Source organism: Salinibacterium sp., assembly GCF_031364185.1.
Lineage (GTDB): Bacteria > Actinomycetota > Actinomycetes > Actinomycetales > Microbacteriaceae > Rhodoglobus.
This window is the reverse complement of sequence record NZ_JANLVV010000107.1, coordinates 1-3,215: the sequence shown is the minus strand read 5'-3', so window position 1 is coordinate 3,215 and position 3,215 is coordinate 1. Positions and strand designations below refer to the sequence as shown.

5 protein-coding genes are annotated in these 3,215 nt (G+C 66.5%); all 5 read left to right on the top strand.

The window, feature by feature from the left end; all coding sequences use genetic code 11:
- On the top strand, positions 1-272 hold a 272-nt coding region (locus RMN95_RS05165; protein WP_397545250.1), incomplete at its 5' end, for a ribonuclease HII.
- A gap of 69 nt (positions 273-341) precedes the next feature.
- Positions 342-665: a DUF2469 family protein gene (locus tag RMN95_RS05160; RefSeq protein WP_097061390.1), complete on the top strand. Its 324-nt coding sequence runs from the start codon at positions 342-344 to the stop codon at positions 663-665.
- A gap of 122 nt (positions 666-787) precedes the next feature.
- Complete coding sequence (locus RMN95_RS05155) at positions 788-1,144, top strand: YraN family protein (RefSeq protein ID WP_309615881.1); 357 nt, start codon at positions 788-790, stop codon at positions 1,142-1,144.
- The gene (locus RMN95_RS05150) at positions 1,144-2,679 is read left to right on the top strand and encodes a YifB family Mg chelatase-like AAA ATPase (RefSeq protein WP_309615880.1); all 1,536 of its coding nucleotides are present in this window, start codon (positions 1,144-1,146) and stop codon (positions 2,677-2,679) included. The genes RMN95_RS05155 and RMN95_RS05150 overlap by 1 nt, the downstream gene beginning before the upstream one ends.
- On the top strand, positions 2,676-3,215 hold a 540-nt coding region (locus tag RMN95_RS05145), incomplete at its 3' end, for a DNA-processing protein DprA (RefSeq protein ID WP_309615879.1). The genes RMN95_RS05150 and RMN95_RS05145, both read left to right, overlap by 4 nt.

Here is a 3,215-nt window from a genome sequence, read left to right as displayed (position 1 = left end):
TTGATGGTTCGTTCGACTGGCTCACCCCCGCGCTCGCCAGGCCGCCGCGAGTGCGAACTCAGGTGAAAGCCGATCGTGATTGCGCATCGGTGGCCGCGGCATCCGTCATCTCGAAGGTTCATCGTGACCGCCTCATGATCGAGGCAGACCAGTCGCTGCCGGGCTACGGCTGGAAGGGCAATAAGGGTTATGGATCCGCGGAGCACTTCGCGGCCATCTCTAGCCTCGGCGCGACCGAGCTGCATCGGCACACGTGGTTGCATGCTCGCTGACCTGACCTGACCCGTGCCCCGGCCCGCCCCGACCTCTGCGCCGCCACCAGCGATTAGACTCGACGCAGCATGGATGAAGACGAGTTCGAAGACTACGACCGCGAGGTCGAGCTGGCGTTGTACCGGGAGTATCGGGATGTCGTCAGCCAGTTCCGCTACGTCGTCGAGACCGAGCGCAGGTTCTATCTGGCCAATGAGGTCGAGCTCGTGCGACAGGACACCGAGCACGACTTCTACTTCGAACTGACGATGAACGACGTGTGGGTGTGGGACGTGTACCGCTCCGACCGCTTCGTGAAATCGGTGCGCGTGCTGACCTTCAAGGACGTCAACGTCGAGGAGCTCTCGGCGAAAGAACTGGAGCTGCCGAAAGAGCTCGCGCTCGACGAGTAGGGGTTACTCCTCCAGCACACCCACAAGGCTGGCTACTCCTCCACAGGACGACCTCATAAGCCCATCAGCGCTGATCGCCCCGGTAGCTTCTGCGGTCGCCCCCGCTCCGCCATCCTCGTGGCATGGCAGCAAAGGATGCGCTCGGCACTCGCGGTGAGGCAATGGCCGCGCGGTACCTCGAGCACGCGGGGTACTCGATCGTGGACCGAAACTGGCGGTGCCCGCAGGGCGAGATCGACCTGGTCGCTCGCGACGGTGCCGAGCTGGTTTTCGTGGAGGTCAAGACGCGGTCGAGTGTGGCGTTCGGGCATCCACTCGAAGCAATCACGGCGACCAAACTTGCGCGACTGAGACGGCTCGCTGCCGCCTGGTGCGAGGCCCACCCTGGCAATCATGACCGCATCAGGATCGACGCGGTGGGCATCATCGTGCCGGCCATCGGCGACATCGAGGTCGAGCACCTCGAGCGAGTCTTCTGATGGCGATCGGCCGCACCTGGTCTGTATCGCTGCTCGGGCTGCGCGGGGCCGTCGTCGAGATCGAGGCGGACATTTCCAGCAACCTCCCCGCCTTCGTGCTGATCGGGCTTCCCGATGCCGCCCTGGGCGAGGCGAAAGATCGGGTGCGTTCCGCCGCGACGAACTCGGGGTGTGGTCTCCCCAATCGCAAGATCACGGTCAACCTCTCGCCGGCGGCGCTCCCCAAACACGGCTCGGGTTTTGATCTCGCGATTGCGCTCGCGGCACTGGCCGCCGCGGGGTCGATCAAACCAGAATCGATCGACAGGGTGCTGCACCTCGGCGAGTTGGGACTGGATGGTCGGCTGAGGCCGATCGACGGTATTCTGCCCTGCGTGCTCGCGGCGTCCCGTGCCGGGTTCACGACCGTCATGGTCGCGACCGGCAACGCGGACGAAGCTGCGCTTGTGCCCGGTGTCAGGGTGATTCCGGTCGCGTCGCTGCGTGATGCCGCGATTTGGCACGGGGGCGAGTTTGTTCCAGAACCAGTTGAGGCGATCCTGCGTCCGGCTCCCCAGGAGCGTATTGACGACTCCGGCGATCTCGCCGATGTGGCGGGAAACGTCGATGCCGTCGAAGCGATGATTGTGGCAGCAGCCGGCGGCCATCACGTATTCCTGCTCGGCCCTCCGGGCGCCGGCAAAACCATGCTCGCGTCGCGGCTGCCGGGGCTGCTGCCCGATCTGGATGCCGACGCCGCGCTCGAGGTCAGCTCTATCCGTTCCCTGTGCGGGCTACCCATTGGCGGCTCACTCTCGCACCGGCCTCCGCTCGAGAGCCCGCACCATACGGCGACCGCCGCCGCGCTCGTCGGCGGCGGAAGCGGGCAGATTCGACCGGGCGCCGCGGCTCGGGCATCCCACGGCGTGCTTTTTCTGGATGAGGCTCCCGAATTTTCCAGGACGGTTCTGGATGCCCTGCGCCAGCCGCTCGAATCCGGAGTCATCAGCATCCACCGCGCGACCGCGGTCGCGCACTTCCCTGGCCGCTTTCAGCTGGTCATGGCGGCCAACCCCTGCCCGTGCGGCCAGTACGGCGCTCGAGATTCGGAGTGTTCGTGCCCACCGATGTCGCGGCGACGGTATGTCGGGCGGCTGTCGGGTCCGTTGCTGGATCGCATCGACATCCAGCTGAGAGTGCAACGCATCACGGCGGCGCAACTCCGCCTCTCCACGGAGGGCGGGCACACCTCCAGCGCGGTCGCGCGGGCGCGGGTCGTCCAGGCGCGAGCCGCAGCCGCGGATCGGCTGGCAGGCACCCCGTGGGCCGTGAATTCCGAGGTCCCTGGCGCCTGGCTTCGCGGGCCCGCAGCGCGACTCTCAATCTCGACCACGGTAGACATCGACCGCGCGCTTGAGCGTGGCGGCATCACCATGCGCGGCTACGACCGTGTGCTGCGTTTGGCATGGACAATCTGCGACCTGGACGGCGCCTCGGTACCCACCAAGGATCACGTCGGGCAGGCGCTGTACCTGAGGAGGGCGATCTCGAGTTGACCATATTCGGACTGAAAGAGGCGGAGGTCGCCGAGCTTGTGCGAGCCGTCGCCGGGGCAGATCCTGGTCGGGCCGACCTTGATCGAGATGAGATCGAAGAGAGGTTCGCTCGAGCCGCCTGGAGCGGCATCGCGGAACCAGGCGACGGTGTCGCGGGTGAGATCGTCGACCGGCTCGGCGCACCCCAGGCACTTGCGGCGCTGCTGGAGCGATGGACACCCGACATGCTGCTGGTCAGACTCGCGTCGACTGATCTCACCCTCGACGACGCCGATAAGGCCATTGCGCGGTGGACGCCTCGACTCTCGTCTGGCCCCACTATCGTCGCACTGCGCCAGGCCGCACGATTCGGCGTGCGATTGCGAGTGCCGAGCGATCAGTCGTGGCCAGCAGGCCTCTCCGATCTCGGGCCGCACGCTCCGCTCGCGCTGTGGACGAGAGGAACAGAGGAGGCGCTCGACTCGCTCGGCCGCTCGATCGCGCTGGTGGGGGCGAGAGCGGCCACGGGTTACGGCGAACACGTCACGATGGAGGCT

Excerpts from the sequence above, each read along its gene's own strand:
- RMN95_RS05160 (WP_097061390.1), top strand. The coding sequence starts at position 342 with ATGGATGAAGACGAGTTCGAAGACTACGACCGCGAGGTCGAGCTGGCG.
- RMN95_RS05155 (WP_309615881.1), top strand. The coding sequence starts at position 788 with ATGGCAGCAAAGGATGCGCTCGGCACTCGCGGTGAGGCAATGGCCGCG.
- RMN95_RS05150 (WP_309615880.1), top strand. The coding sequence starts at position 1,144 with ATGGCGATCGGCCGCACCTGGTCTGTATCGCTGCTCGGGCTGCGCGGG.